Annotated in this window: 9 protein-coding genes and 1 CRISPR repeat array; of the genes, 2 read left to right on the top strand and 7 right to left on the bottom strand. The window is 41.9% G+C overall.

The genetic code is table 11. The features are described from left to right. Nucleotides 1-179: 179 nt before the first annotated feature. The 5 genes from VF06_RS24055 to nifB all read right to left on the bottom strand — a co-directional run bounded on the left by VF06_RS24055 (nucleotide 180) and on the right by nifB (nucleotide 5,263). Nucleotides 180-536 carry a group I truncated hemoglobin gene (locus VF06_RS24055; protein ID WP_099068214.1) on the bottom strand — a complete coding sequence of 119 codons (357 nt, stop codon included), beginning with the start codon at nucleotides 534-536 and terminating at the stop codon, nucleotides 180-182. 281 nt (nucleotides 537-817) lie between these two features. Next, nucleotides 818-1,717: a Fe-S cluster assembly protein NifU gene (gene nifU, locus VF06_RS24050; RefSeq protein WP_099068213.1), complete on the bottom strand. Its 900-nt coding sequence runs from the start codon at nucleotides 1,715-1,717 to the stop codon at nucleotides 818-820. A gap of 166 nt (nucleotides 1,718-1,883) precedes the next feature. Continuing rightward, complete coding sequence (nifS, locus tag VF06_RS24045; protein ID WP_099068212.1) at nucleotides 1,884-3,092, bottom strand: cysteine desulfurase NifS; 1,209 nt, start codon at nucleotides 3,090-3,092, stop codon at nucleotides 1,884-1,886. A gap of 169 nt (nucleotides 3,093-3,261) precedes the next feature. Next, on the bottom strand, nucleotides 3,262-3,615 hold the full coding sequence (locus VF06_RS24040; protein ID WP_099068211.1) for a 4Fe-4S binding protein: 354 nt from the start codon (nucleotides 3,613-3,615) through the stop codon (nucleotides 3,262-3,264). Nucleotides 3,616-3,829: 214 nt separating this feature from the next. Further along, nucleotides 3,830-5,263 (bottom strand): nitrogenase cofactor biosynthesis protein NifB, encoded by a 1,434-nt coding sequence (gene nifB, locus VF06_RS24035; protein ID WP_099068210.1) that lies wholly within the window; start codon nucleotides 5,261-5,263, stop codon nucleotides 3,830-3,832. 1,277 nt (nucleotides 5,264-6,540) lie between these two features. Between nifB and VF06_RS41195 the strand changes: the two genes are divergently transcribed. Then, complete coding sequence (locus tag VF06_RS41195) at nucleotides 6,541-6,687, top strand: hypothetical protein (protein WP_180267381.1); 147 nt, start codon at nucleotides 6,541-6,543, stop codon at nucleotides 6,685-6,687. A gap of 80 nt (nucleotides 6,688-6,767) precedes the next feature. Continuing rightward, nucleotides 6,768-8,169: a CRISPR direct-repeat array (repeat unit 37 nt; unit sequence GTTACAATTTTTCTTAATCCCTATTAGGGATTGAAAC). 87 nt (nucleotides 8,170-8,256) lie between these two features. Here the strand turns inward: VF06_RS41195 and VF06_RS24030 are convergent. After that, nucleotides 8,257-8,961 (bottom strand): Crp/Fnr family transcriptional regulator, encoded by a 705-nt coding sequence (locus VF06_RS24030; RefSeq protein WP_099068209.1) that lies wholly within the window; start codon nucleotides 8,959-8,961, stop codon nucleotides 8,257-8,259. 89 nt (nucleotides 8,962-9,050) lie between these two features. Beyond that, nucleotides 9,051-12,755: a two-partner secretion domain-containing protein gene (locus tag VF06_RS24025; RefSeq protein WP_099068208.1), complete on the bottom strand. Its 3,705-nt coding sequence runs from the start codon at nucleotides 12,753-12,755 to the stop codon at nucleotides 9,051-9,053. Between the two features lie 413 nt (nucleotides 12,756-13,168). Here VF06_RS24025 and VF06_RS24020 point away from each other — a divergent pair, with 413 nt between their 5' ends. Next, complete coding sequence (locus VF06_RS24020) at nucleotides 13,169-13,408, top strand: hypothetical protein (RefSeq protein ID WP_099068207.1); 240 nt, start codon at nucleotides 13,169-13,171, stop codon at nucleotides 13,406-13,408. Nucleotides 13,409-13,414 lie beyond the last annotated feature (6 nt).

Here is a 13,414-nt window from a genome sequence, read left to right as displayed (position 1 = left end):
ATGCGGACGCTTGTAAGCTTAAATAATTATTGGTAATTTGTCTTTTGTCCTAGTCATTAGTCATTTGACTAATGACTAAGAGATTACGCAATTTACAAATACGTCGTCATGTGTCTCAGCTTCCAAAACTTAGTAGGAATTGACCTAAATATTCGTCAACAATTGATGTTTAAGTCCGATTATTTGTTCAAAATAGCGGGTTTCAAGTTCGAGACTTTATCTAGTGCAGCTTTTGTATCATCTGCGGATACTCCAGCTACAGCCATTGATTCACTCAGGTGTTTGACGATCGCATCGAAGTGTGACTGTTGTAGTGCCATACCTGTGTGGGTTTTGTCCATCGCACGGCCGCCGTATTCCTTTGGCCCTTCAAATATTTGAGAAAAGAAAGTAATCTGATGATTACGTTGCTTTACCATGTCTGTGTTAGCGAAAAAACCCTTGAGGCTGTTATCTGCAAGAATGCGTTTGTGAAGCTCATCTACTACTTTCTCAATAGTAGGTTTTCCGCCAATTTTTTCGTACAATGTACTCATGTTTGTCTCCTTTGAAGCGAGTTGAATGACGGAATTTGCAATTAGGCGCTTGACTATTTTCGCCTATATGCTGTTGTTAGTAGGACTGATACCAATTCGTAATTCGTAATGAAGAAAGTAAGATTTGATTTAGATTTGCTGATTTCAATCTGGAACTTTCTGTTGACGAATTGGTATAAAACATTGAGTGGAGACAATTATTCAAGTCCAATCCTACTTTTTGTTGTTAGCTGATGCTTATTCGGGCGTATTTGTAGAGTACGTAAACTCTACAGGAATTTTTAAACTGCTTCAACTACAAGGTTTTTGCTGACACGATCTTGTAATCTGGCTTCGATCGCAATTTTCAAGGTTGCTGTGCTACTGGAGCAAGAACCACAAGCACCTTGTAAAATTACTTTCACGCGATCGCCTTCTACATCATACAGTTCTACATCTCCTCCGTCTGCAATTAAAACGGGTCTAACTTCTTCGTCGAGAACTTTTTGAATGAGGGCGATTTTTTGAACGTTGGTTAGCGATCGCTCCTTAGAAGTAACAATTTCTGTGGCAACTTTTACGCCGTAATTGTTGAGATCCGGTGCGGTTGCTTCTTGTCTTACTGATTTAATAATATCATCAATATTCGCCAGACAGGAACCGCATCCGCCACCAGCTTTTACATAATTTGTTACTTGTTCGGCATCAGTGAGATTATTTTCTAAAATCACGCGACGAATCTTAGATTCGCTAATACCAAAACAGCTACAAACTAATGCGCCTTCATCATCGTCATCGTGGCTATCTAAAGGAATGCCACGATAATTATAAATTGCCGCTTCTAAAGCTTCTTGTCCCATGACAGAGCAGTGCATTTTAGCTTCTGGTAAACCACCCAAGTAATCTGCAATGTCTTTATTGGACACTTTCAAAGCTTCATCTAAAGTCAAACCTTTAACCATTTCGGTTAATGCGCTAGAAGAAGCGATGGCACTTGTGCAGCCAAAGGTTTGAAAGCGCGCATCCAGAATCTTATCAGATTCTACTTCAACCTTGAGGTGCAATCTCAGAGCATCACCACAAGCAATGCTACCAACTTCCCCCGTTGCAACCTTAACACCAGGTTCGCTGACTTGTTCGATTTCTCCCTGGTTTTGGGGATTGTAAAACAGTTCTAATACTTTATCTGTGTAGTCCCACATGGTGAATTTTAGATTTTAGATTTTGGATTTTAGATTGAGGGATTTGGTATGGGGGAGGCAGTGCGGTCTTGGGGTCTCCCCAAGTGGAGCAACTGCCGTCATTGGGTATGGGGCATTGGTTATTAATTCATCTCCCCATCTCCCTATCTCCCCATCTTCCCAGTCCCTAACGGTGCGCTAGTGCTTGTTCTTGTCCTTGCAGCCAACCTGCGTCGTCGTTTTTGAAGGGTGAGAGGGCGCGTAGACGTTCTACAATACCGGGCATGACTTCGATAACTTTATCGATTTCAGCTTCTGTGGTGTAGCGAGAAAGGCTGAAGCGGATGGAACCATGCAAGGTGGTGTAGGGTAAGCCCATTGCCCGGAGGACGTGGGAAGGTTCGAGCGAACCAGAGGTACAGGCAGAACCAGATGAGGCACAGATACCGAATTTGTTCAATAACAGTAGAATTGCTTCACCTTCAATGTACTTGAAGCCGATATTGGTGGTGTTGGGTAATCTCTGCGTAGGGTCACCATTAACTACACAATCGGGAATGGTGGCGAGTAAAGTTTGTTCTAGGCGATCGCGCAGCCTTCTTTCTCTTTTTGTTGCTTCTTCCAAGTGTAACAGTTCTAGTTCCGCAGCTTTACCCAAGCCAATAATTCCCGGAACATTCTCTGTTCCCGCCCTGCGTCCGCGTTCTTGGTGTCCGCCAAGCAGCAAAGGACGGAATCTCACACCGCGTCGCACATACAAAGCACCAATTCCTTTGGGTGCGTGTAGCTTGTGACCGGACAGAGTTAACATATCTACGGTGCTATTCTTCATATTCATGGGAATTTTACCCACTGCTTGCACCGCATCAACGTGGAAGAGAGCGCCATGCTCTTTTACTCGTAACCCAATCTGCTCAATGGGGAAAACCGTACCGGTTTCGTTGTTGGCGTACATAATTGTTACCAACGCCGTGTTACCAGTCAAGGAAGCTTCTAGTTCATTGAGATCCAACTGCCCTCGATTGTTCACCGAAAGGTAGGTAACGTTGTAACCTTGGGTTTCTAATTGTTTGCAGACATTCAGTACTGCTGGATGTTCTACTTGGGTGGTGATGATGTGTCGCTTTTCTGGTTGCGCTAACAATGCAGCGCGAATGGCGGCGTTATCTCCCTCAGTTCCGCAACTGGTGTAGACAATCTCTGACTCATCGGCTCCCAATAAGGCTGCTAATTGTTCTCTGGCTGTTTTCACGCCTTTGGCAAGTTGTCCGCCAAAAGTATGCATACTAGAGGGATTGCCGTAAAAGTCCGTCAGGTAAGGCAGCATTGCCTCTACAACTTGCGGATCTACCTTGGTAGTAGCATTATTATCGAGATAGATGCAGTTCTTTTCCATTGTTTGTAATTTGATATCAGAATAATTACCAATGTGGGGAATAGGGAATGAGGGATAATTACCAATCTTTTGATTCTCTAACCTGATACCCGTTACCCTTTAACTTTTAAGCTTCAACAATTCGTAATTTTTGAGTTGAATTTTGCATTACGAATTACGAATTATCTTATTAGGCTTCTACTCCCATTGTGCGGGGTTGACGTTTTTGTAATTGTTCAGAGTACTTCTGAGAATAGCACTTAAACCAACGTTCCCAGTAATCTTCTTTATTAGTTAATTTTGCAAGGACGCGATTGTAATTGGCAAACCAGCCTTCCCAATAATCAGCAGGCTGTTTCACGCAACCGTCGCAGGTGGGACAACCAGCTTTACACTGAGGCACTGTATGAATGCTACCAACACAGTTGGTGCAAAGTTCGGGATCTATCCAGCGATCGCCATCAACTATTTTGATTGCACCGGTAGGACATACAGATAGACACAAATCACAGGAAATACATTGGCTAGTGATTTTGTAAGCCATGATTATTCTCCTTTTTGAAGATGGGGCATTGGGCATCCCTTCTCTGCGAGACGCTACGCGAACGGCTTCGCTCAGGGCAAGTGGGCATTGGGCATTGGGGATGGTGAGTGCTGAGTTAAGAGTTAAGAGTTAGGAGTTAGGAGTTAGGAGTTATTCTCTCCACACTCCGTCATCTTCCTCATCTCCCTATGCCCCATGACCCATGCGCCATGCCCTATTCCTTACTCCATTGTTCGTAAAACTCTAAAGCAACCTTCTCAATTACGTCGTAAGCTTCAACAGTCTGTATACCAGCTTCTTGCAATTTTTCTTTGGGGCAGTTACCAATTTTGGAAACTAAAACTGCTTTGCAATCTGCGATCGCTTTCATAATATGCTCAAAGGAAGCTTCTTCGCCGTATCCACCTTGGCAATATTGATCGATTTTGCGATGACTGATAAAGCGAACTTCATTACCATCTACTTCGTAAATTTGGAATTCTTTGGCGTGACCGAAGTGCTGGTTAACTAAACCGCCACCTTTGGTTGCTACTGCAACTAAGATTTTGGGGTTGTTGGCAACTTTTTTGCCAGCTAGTGCCTTTTCTTTGGCTGCTTTAATTTCTTGTTTAAATTTCTCAATACCTTCGTGAACTTCTTGGCGCATTTCTAGGTTATATTCTGGGGCCATTTCCAAGAATTTATCTTTGGTAAATTCCTGGCTGCGGTCTTCTCCCAATAATCCCACTGCATCGGCACGGCACTGGCGACAGTGACGCATCATTTTCATGTTACCGGAGCAGCTGTCTTGGAGTTCTTTAAGTTCTTTGGGTGTGGGGCCGCGTTGACCGATTAAACCAAAGTGTGTGCCGTGTTCTGGTGCAGAAATCAAGGGCATGATGTTATGCAGGAATGCACCTTTTTCACGAATGACGCGATTGACTTCAATCAAGTGTTTGTCGTTAATTCCGGGAATCATTACGGAGTTGACTTTACACAAGATATCAGCTTTTTTTAAGGCTTCCAATCCTTCCATCTGCTTTTCGTGCAGCAGTTTCGCCCCTTCGATGCCTCTGTAACGTTTGCGTTTGTAGTGAACCCAGGGGTAAATCTTAGCACCGATTTCTGGATCTACCATGTTGATGGTGATCGTCACGTGATCTATATTTAACTGTTTAATGCGATCGATGTATTCCGAGAGCATTAAACCGTTAGTAGATAAACAAAGTTTAATATCTGGTGCTTGCTGTGCAATTAACTCAAATGTGCGGAAAGTCTTTTCTGGGTTGGCTAGTGGGTCGCCAGGGCCAGCAATTCCCAAAACTGTCATTTGGGGAATCTTGCCTGCAATGACCAGAGTTTTGTGTGCTGCTTCTTCTGGTGTCAGCAACTCGCTAACTACTCCAGGACGGCTTTCGTTGGCACAATCATATTTGCGGTTACAATAGTTGCATTGAATGTTACAGGCAGGAGCAACTGCAACGTGCATCCGGGCGTAGTGGTGATGGGCGTCTTCGCTGTAGCAGGGATGTTGAGCAATGCGTTCTTGGAGTTTTTCGTCCATTTCCACGGTGGTACTGCTATCGCAGCCGCAACCACCGGATTTTGCTTGGGTTGTTGTCGAGTCCGTGGCGGGGGAGGTGACGAGTCGTGTAGACGGTGGTGTCATTGAATTTCGCAAAAGGATCGGTGGACTTGGCTGCCACTGTGGGAGATGCAGTGGCTACTCTCTATGCCCGGAAATTGAAGTCGTGGCTGGTACACTGCCTGCAAACGCTTAGGTTTAGGCGACTTGTTATCAAGTAGGGCAGGCGGTAGATATTTGATTTTGGGCTGTGATTTTGGGCTGGTGTGTGTCAACGTTCGGTTCTTGGGAGAATTGTGCTTGCAGCCACGACTTCTATTCATTTGGGGCATGGTGCTATGTCATCCCTCCACTTACTCTTCGCTGCCTTTTTGTGTAGGAGCGTTAGGTAATTGGCGATATAAGATTTATATCAGCCGTATTTGACCCAGGGAACGCGTCTATCTAGGATAGAATTTATTGGATTTATTAAGCTTGTACTCAAATAGGAAAAACTCTAATTCTTTGAGCTTTACAAGAATTAAAAAAAATTTTTTCGGGTAGGGGTTCTAGTATTTTTGGATTGGGGTTCTAGTGTTTAGAGAAGGGGGTTCAGGATTTCTTTGTACTCAGCCAAAACTCGCTTCCAGCAAGGATTTTAATTCACTTGAAACTCAGTTTGAGTTATTTAAATGTGTACTCAAATTCTCCTCAAATCCCGTCAAAAGCAACAAAGACTAAGGAATTTGGGGGAAAAACTGGAGCAGAATATGTCGTACTACTCCAGATACGTGCGAAATTCAATTCTGTATCCAACATATCATTTTTTTTGGGCTAAAAATGCAATTCATATTTTTTTAACTTTTACTTTGGCAATGATATGCAATTAGGGTTCTAACTTTTAGCTGGTAAGGCATACAGCCTCGTCAAAATGGGTGTGTTGATGCACATGTTTTTCAAAAAATTTAACTTTTAGCTCGTTTTTTTCATTCCAAGGATGAAGAGATAAGAGGGATGAAGGAGATGAGGGAGTTTTTTGATTGTTATTTGTTGTGAATTTTGTGTTTTGACGAAACAATCAAATTTAATCTAACATGACTTGGCGATCGCAATAAATATTCTGAATTGTTCGCTGCAAACTTTTGTATCGCTTTTCATGTAACTGCATACCCTCAGGTAAAGTTAGATCGGCGGCTATAAGTAGGCCGATGTAAATAATTATTGTTGGGATAAGGCAGTTCTTGCTGGGAGCAGGGAGCAGGGAGCAGGGGGAGAAAGAGTTTGAGCCTTATTTACTTTTCTTTGCATAGTTTGGTTTTATTTCACCGACTTACTTAGTCAAAAGTGAAAAGACCAGCAAACGCCACAAAATTTTTATCCAAATGCGCGGATGGGTAGGTGTAGAAAATCAACCTTTGACAAAAATCTCTGTGTTCCTCTCAGCACAAACCTTTCAGGCAAAAGTAAATCAAAATCACCCGCGCATCATGCCCAGACAGCATTTCAGCGATTTAGTGTCAATCAATTGAAATTTTCTAGTGATACAATTGACCCATCCGCGCAACTGAACCTTGAAAACCAAATACACATTAGCTCTAAGGCTTTGGCGGTTACAATTTTTCTTAATCCCTATTAGGGATTGAAACATCGAAGTTGCTCAAGCTTACGTTTCTCAGACTGGTGTTACAATTTTTCTTAATCCCTATTAGGGATTGAAACGTTACCTCAAGAAGTTGTAGTACAAGCAATTAAGTTGTTACAATTTTTCTTAATCCCTATTAGGGATTGAAACTGAGTTCATAACTCTATCAAAAGACCAAATAAAACTGTTACAATTTTTCTTAATCCCTATTAGGGATTGAAACGTGATTCGTGAGATTCAAATTCTGCTAAATGGTGGTTACAATTTTTCTTAATCCCTATTAGGGATTGAAACTCTTCATCTATCTCGCATGGGTCTACAGCTAAGAGTTACAATTTTTCTTAATCCCTATTAGGGATTGAAACATAGGAAAAGGTGAAAACCCAGCAACCGACAAGGAGTTACAATTTTTCTTAATCCCTATTAGGGATTGAAACTTAGATATTGACTATTACACTCAGAGTAGTTTAAGTTACAATTTTTCTTAATCCCTATTAGGGATTGAAACACTGGTGTAGCAACTTTAGGAAGTGCCGCAGTGACCGGGTTACAATTTTTCTTAATCCCTATTAGGGATTGAAACCAAGAGAAAAGTATCGTGACGCCACTAGATTAACAAGTTACAATTTTTCTTAATCCCTATTAGGGATTGAAACGAAAACTTTGCAGAAGATGAACAGCTAGACTTTGCGTTACAATTTTTCTTAATCCCTATTAGGGATTGAAACGAATTCTAGGCATATTCCCAATCATCGCCAATGTTACAATTTTTCTTAATCCCTATTAGGGATTGAAACAGAATCCATGCGATTGCTCGCGTCTTTCCCTTTGGTTACAATTTTTCTTAATCCCTATTAGGGATTGAAACTGGATGGTATGGAGTGCTACCAACTGTTAGAGTTACAATTTTTCTTAATCCCTATTAGGGATTGAAACTTCGAGAGTACGCAAGACACCTTACAGAAACTTGTTGTAGTTACAATTTTTCTTAATCCCTATTAGGGATTGAAACCAACTCAAATTAATCGGTGGTAAAGGATCTTCTGAGTTACAATTTTTCTTAATCCCTATTAGGGATTGAAACCCCAGTCAATAAAAATTCCAGATACAGGGTAGTCGGTTACAATTTTTCTTAATCCCTATTAGGGATTGAAACTATGAGGAGAATAGCGTTGAATATTTACAACAGGTTACAATTTTTCTTAATCCCTATTAGGGATTGAAACATCATTTAGGCGTGATAACCCCATAAATGCCTGCGTTACAATTTTCCTTAATCCCTATTAGGGATTGAAACCTGATTTACTGCGAGTTAAGGCAACATAAAGCAGAGTTACAATTTTTCTTAATCCCTATTAGGGATTGAAACTTAAAATTATTAAGTCAACCATGAAAAATAAAGGCGTTGCTGATTGAAAGTATGAATTACTTTCACACATAGTCAATTAAAAATTATTTAAATAATTGTATATTCACCTTGGGCGAGAGCATCTAACTTCGCTCGGTCTAATACCAAAATTTTTCCGCCTCGATGATAGCGGACGCTCGAATGGATTTGCTTGAACAATCTTACACACTCTTCATAGGTAATTCCAATGCTACGAGCAATTTGATAATATGGTAAACGCGATCGCAACAATTCTCCCTGTTCAGTTACTTCCGTTCCTTCTGTAAGTGCTGAGAACTTCAGGTATTGCGCTAAACGCACAATTGCGCGTTCTGAAACTAATCCATGCACCGTTTGATGTAGATGCTGGAGACGCTCTGTCAAAACTGCAATAATCCGCAAAGCCACTTCTGGAGTATGGTGAATCAGTGCTAGTAAAGCAGTACGCTCCAGCATCAGAATTTTGCAGTTTTGCTGTGCTACTACCGTTGCTGGTGCAAAGCCATTTTCTAACAGCGCCGTTGCAGCAAATATTTCTCCGGCTGGTAGTGTTCGCAGAATCGTTTCTTTGCCCGTAGCTGCTATTTTTTTGATTTCAATTCTGCCACCTAGAACGGCAAAAAGTTGACCAGGCAAAGGGTCACCCTCATGTAAAATGATTTCTCCTGGGAAATATTGCTTCACCATCGCATGAGCTTGTAATGCCAAAAGCTGTTGTAGTTCCAGCCCAGAAAGCAGTGGTATTTGCTTGAGTTGTTCAACTGTAACTTGCATTCTCAAAATGCTCCTGGGAATCATAACTAATTATGCGGACATGATATCAGTCCTAACTACGGGTCTTTAACCGAACCTGATATCACTTATCAATGCTGCTTATACAGCAAGCACTTTAACTCGCTTGTCGCCCCTTGAAGTAAATTCCTCAAGCTGTGGGGTCTTGGAGTCGGTGCAGCAGCTGTCAGTATCACTTCACCTTTAGCATTCACAACCCACCCCTGAGCTTCTACAATCTCTGTACTGAGTGCTGAAGTTTTCTCAATATCTCTTTTACTGGTGTACTCTGCTGCTTGTGTTGGCACAGCAGTGACTCGCCAATCTTCCCAAACTGTATTATTGTTAAGCACAGTGTTGGGGGAAGAAGGTAAACCACCACGTCCAACGATGGTGAAGCTACTATTACCTCTTTTGGCACAGAAGTTTTGGTTAATTAATTGTGAGGCATCCACTACTTCTAATGGCAATTCCTCTAAACCATTTGTGGGATCTTGTTGTGGTGTATTGAGTTGCACTGTACCATTCAACTGCTGATTAGCTCCTGTAGCAGTGATATCGCTATTTGGGGTGAGTGCATCACGAAATTGAGTACCAAATACTCCTTTGGCATTGATTATCACCTGACCACCTCGAAAGTCAGCAGAATTAGCACTGATATCACTATTGTCAGATGCAACTAAAAAATCAGTATTAATATTGATATTGCCACCGATGACATTTTCTCCAGAAGCATTAGTGGTGATTTTACTATTACGAAGCAATAGTAAATTTTGAGAGCGCAAAGTAATAGTAGCTTGTTCTTGAGTCGGGTCAGTGTTGACAGCCTGGGTATTAGCATCAACAGAAGCCTTGTTGTTCAAACGGATAAAGTCAGCATCAATATTTAAATTCCCTGCAATTCCTTTACCTGAGCTTCTGACAGTGATTATCGCCCCATCTTGAACGAGTAATTTATCGCTACTAATCTTTAAATCTCCTGCATCCCCAGTTGATTCAGTAGAAGCAAACAAGCCACTACTAGAACTACCATCAGCAGACGTACCAATCAATTGCACATCTTGAGCATTGACAGTTAAAGAACCCCCTTTACCTGCACTCTGTGTTCCGGCGCTGATTTTTGCCCCATCACGTACAAGCAATTGTTGGGTATTAATTGTCAAAAATTTTGCATCCCCAGTTGCTCCTGTGTAAGCAGTAGTAAACAAGCCACTGGGAAAGCGACTATCAGCAGTAGTACCAATCAATTGCACATCTTTGGCATTGACAGTTAAAGAACCTCCCTTGCCTACGCCCGATGTGGTTGCACCCACCTGTGCCCCATCGCCCACGAGCAACTGTTGAGTATTAATTGTCAAGTCTCCAGCATCGCCAGTTGACCCTGACTGAGCAGATGTATTCAAACCACTGCCAGAACGCCCATCACTAGAGACACCAATCAGTTGCACATCTTGAGCATTGACAGTTAAAGAACCTCCTTTACCTGTACCTTGTGTACTGGCATCAACAAATGCACCATCCCGTACCAGCAAATATTGAGTATTAATTGTCAAATCTCCTGCATTGCCAGTTGTTCCAACGGCAGCAGTAGTAAATAAACGGCTCTTAAGATAACCATCAATAGACTCACCAATCAGTTGCACATCGTTAGCAGTGACAGTTAAAGAACCTCCTTTACCTGTACCCGATGTACTGGTATTTATCAGTGCCCCATCCCGCACAAGCAACTGTTGGGTATCAATTTTCAAGTTTCCTGCATCTCCGGTTGAGAGAGTAGAAGTCAACAAGCCGCTAGGAAAGTAACCATTACTAGAAGTACCAATCAGTTGTACATCTTTAGCAGTGATAGTTAAAAAACCCCCCTTACCTGCACCATATGTCTCTGCATCTATTTGTGCGCCATCTAGCACAAGCAAACGTTGGGTATTAATTGTCAAGTTTCCGGCATCCCCAGTTATTCCTGAATAAGCTTGAGTAAACAAGCCACTCCTAAAGCGACCATCAGTAGAAGTACCAATCAGTTGTATATCATTAGCAGTGATAGTTAAAGAACCACCCTTACCTGTACCGTATATGCTGGCATCAACGTATGCCCCATCCCGCACGAGCAAACGTTGGGTATTAATCGTCAAATTTCCAGCATCCCCAGTTGACCCTAAACCAGCGTTAACAGATAAGTCACTGGCAAAGTCACCATTTGGACTCCTACCAATTAGTTGTATATCTTCAGCATTGACAGTTATAGAACCCGTCTTACCTGCACTATATGTCTGCGTAGCAACATTAGCTCCATCGCGCACAAGCAAATTTTGGGTATTAATCCTCAAGTCTCCGGCATCCCCGGTTGAGTAAGCATAATTGAACAAGCCACTGGGAAACTGACTATTGACAGTACCAATCATTTGCACATCTTTAGCATTGACAGTTAAAGAACCCGCCTTACCTGCACCAGATGTATATACAGCTACCTGTGCCCCATCGATCGCCAGCAAATTTTGGGTATTAATTGTCAAGTCTCCGCCATCTCCTGTTGATTGAGTAGAAACAAACAAGCCACTGGGAAAAAGACCATCGGCAGTAGTACCAATCAGTTGCACATCTTGAGCATTGACAGTTAAAGAAGCGCCCTTAGCCGTACCAAATGTGGCTGTACTTACTTGCGCCCCATCTAGCACAAGCAAATTTTGAGTATTAATTGTCAAGTCTCCGGCATCCCCGGTTGAGTAAGCAGAAGCAAGCAAGCCACTGGAAAAGTAACCATCAGCAGATGTACCAATTAATTCTACTGAATTAGTAGCATTGACTACTAAATTCCCACCTTTTTCTTCTAACAGAGTACTTGCTTCTATCTGGGAACCATCGGCTATGGTAACCCGCTGACCCTGGATTTGGATGTCACCGCTACCTGCGCCACTGGCATCTACCGCTGAAAGTTTTGATAGTTGAATATTGCCAAAGTTTTGCACTCCATCGTAGCTCAAGGCAAAACCTTTAGTTATCGGTGTGAGACTAACTAAACTGTTATCCCCTACACTGCCTAACTCTATTCTTCCCCCTGCTGTCTTTAGCGTTGCTCCCTCTAAGGAAATATCGCCACCCACCAAGGCTAAAGTTTGATTGGCTGGTACTCGCAGTGCATTTGTTGTATCAATCAATTCATCTGTGAGCCTTACACCTTGACCGTCGCCTTTGACCTCAATAGTGGCTGGATTAACTCCATATTGCAAGCCAATGGGTGTATTTATCGTTAGTAAAGGTGTAGATTCAGGAGTCGTAGCACTGAACTCAAAACCATTAGCAAATTTGATGCTACTTGCTGTGCTAGCAATAAATGAACCACCAATATCTAAGCGGGCATTTTCTCCAAAAATAATGCCGTTTGGATTAATTAAAAATAAATTCGCTGTAGCGTTCGTCCGCAAAATTCCGTCTATTTTTGATTGCGAACCACCTGTAACTCGACTAATAATATTTTGAATATCTGGAGGATTATTAAAGTAAGCTGTAGTATCTTTGAGAACAGAAAATTCGCTGAAACTGTGAAACAGATTAGTTCCTGCTTGTGTGCCACCAGTGATATTTGTAATGTTATTTAGTGTATTTACATTGCTATTATTGGGTAATGTTGTATCTGGGGTGATTTGTGCAATGGCGATATTTGGGTGAAATGCGATCGCCATTCCTAATGTAAGTAACCAATCTAAATGTCTGACATTAACCGCAACCATCCCTAGCTTTAAAAACCAGTTTTCACCCATACTTACTTTAGACATCACACCCTCAAAGTAGGTAGCCATTACTGAATTACTGTAAAATCTGATTTTCAAGTACCTAGTATTGGATAAACGAATAGAGCGATCGCTCTTTCCAACATCATCGGCTGAAACCCCATCATTTCGTCAAATTCACCAAGTTTTTAATCTAAATAAAGGATTATAAAAGACTACCTGAAACCTCAAAGACATTCATTTATCTTGTCATGATTCGTATTACGATCGGATGACTAGCATGATTTTTGACTGGTTTCGACTGTTTCAAACATCCTCTAATAAAAGTTTTCGACCTACTGAAATTTTTATCTATTTTGCTGAGAAAACCCCATAGGTAGCGATCCGAGCGAAGAGGGAAGGTTGCAACGTTATCTAAAAGTTACGCCAGAGCAGAAGAGTAAAGACGCTACAATTTAATTCTGTTGATAAGGGTTAGGTTGATGAGTCCATCACTTGAAAAAGTTTTAAGCGAGATTGAACAACTGACTCCAGAGGAGCAATTGACAGTGATGGGGCATTTGCTGGAGCGTGTAAAGAAACATATCACTCAGGCGCAACCAAAACGCAAGTGGAGCGATTTGAAGGGTATGGCTCCCTATCCATTATTAGGTGAAGATGCTCAAGAATGGGTTTCGCGGACTCGACGGGAAGGAGATGAGCATCGAGAACGGTTGTTGTGAACAGAA

The sequence above is a fragment of the Nostoc linckia z4 genome, from assembly GCF_002608075.1.
Classification (GTDB): domain Bacteria; phylum Cyanobacteriota; class Cyanobacteriia; order Cyanobacteriales; family Nostocaceae; genus Nostoc; species Nostoc linckia.
The sequence above is the reverse complement of the archived record's forward strand: the minus strand, read 5'-3'. Positions and strand labels throughout refer to the sequence as shown.